The organism is Bacteroides sp. AM23-12, from assembly GCF_003434395.1.
GTDB classification, from domain to species: Bacteria; Bacteroidota; Bacteroidia; order Bacteroidales; family Bacteroidaceae; genus Bacteroides; species Bacteroides thetaiotaomicron.
In genome coordinates this window covers 1-1437 of sequence record NZ_QTLF01000088.1, presented here as the reverse complement: position 1 = coordinate 1437, position 1437 = coordinate 1, and the positions used below count along the sequence as shown (strand labels likewise).

1 protein-coding gene and 1 pseudogene are annotated in these 1437 nt (G+C 34.9%); both read left to right on the top strand.

The genetic code is table 11. The features are described from left to right. Positions 1-709, top strand: a pseudogene (locus DW640_RS23220) (RHS repeat-associated core domain-containing protein); the annotation flags it as partial. Further along, positions 669-1241: a hypothetical protein gene (locus DW640_RS23215; protein ID WP_008767442.1), complete on the top strand. Its 573-nt coding sequence runs from the start codon at positions 669-671 to the stop codon at positions 1239-1241. The pseudogene DW640_RS23220 and the gene DW640_RS23215, both read left to right, overlap by 41 nt. Positions 1242-1437: the final 196 nt, after the last annotated feature.

The following is a 1437-nucleotide window of genomic DNA, read 5'->3' as shown; positions in this document are numbered from 1 at the left end:
TCCGATGAGTGAGAAGTATTATAGTTGGAGTCCGTATACTTATTGTATGGGTAATCCGATAAATCATATTGACCCGGACGGAAATACAGTAGTTATTTGGTATAATAATGATGCTGGGAAAAAGGTTTCATATTCATATAGTGGTGGTGACATAACTCATCCAAATTCATTTGTACAATCTGTAATTACTGCTTATCAATATAATAAAGCGAATGGATTGAAGGCAGGAAACGGAGGTGGAGCCTCTACGGTAGCAATTGTAGAGAATACCAATATAAAGGTAAATGTGATGGAAGCGGTGTTTGAGAACTCATATAATCCCAATGCCGCACGTGGGGCTGGAAGTATTTATTGGAAGAGTAACTGGGGATCGCAAAAAGATAATGGAATAGTCAATTCTCCGGCTACCGTATTTGACCATGAAGCAGATCATGCTTTGGAACATAAAACAAATACTCAAGAGTATGAAGTAAATAGAGCACGAGGTAGCGATTCGCAATATCAGACAAAAGAAGAAAGGCGGGTGATAACTGGTTCTGAACAGAAAACCTCAAGGGCTAATGGAGAAACCCGTTCCGGTCAAGTTACAAGAAGAAACCATAATGGGAAAACTGTAATAACGAAAGGCGTTACTTCAAATGTGATTGATAGACAAAAAACACAGGAATATGAGAAAAGGAATAAAGCTGTATGGACTTCTGAACCATAAAAAATGTTTTTATGGTGGTTCATTGTTTTTGCTATTACTGTTTATAACATCATGTAAAAGCAATCAATTTTTAATTGATAGTAACGAAGTGGAAAATGTAAATTTTTGGTTTATAGGAGATGTGGATACAGATGTTCCTATCACCGATTGTTTGCACATTGTATTTGGAAATGATAGCCATAAAACAATTATTCGTGATAGGAAGATTATCAATCGCTTTTTGACTCTGGTTAATCAGTTGAAACCTGCCAATCCCGATTCTTATATCGATCTTAGGGTAAGTTCACTTATAAGATTAAAACCGATAAACGGTGAAAGGAGGCCTGATATAAAAGTCTGCATTGGTGCCGGTGGTTACGGAGTGCTTTTAAATGACGTGTTGATGAAGGGAAATCCAAAGCAACTTCAAAAGTTTATTCAGGAAGTATTATATGATTCTCTTACCCCTTATGAATGGTTACCGTCTTTTATAAAAGAATACTTACGTGACCATCCAGATGAAATAGATGAATATCTACCTAAATCAAAATAGTGATAGTGTATTTATTCTGATAATAGTTGTCTATTTGAAATTTATGAAAATATTTAGAGGATGTGTTATCACATCCTCTATTTTGTTTGTGTACATTTCTGTGTGATATTATTTGAGTGAAAAGTTGGCTGATATCCAATATAATTTTATAAATTTACCGAGTCGTATAGAATTTGAAAACGGTCATGTCATTTCT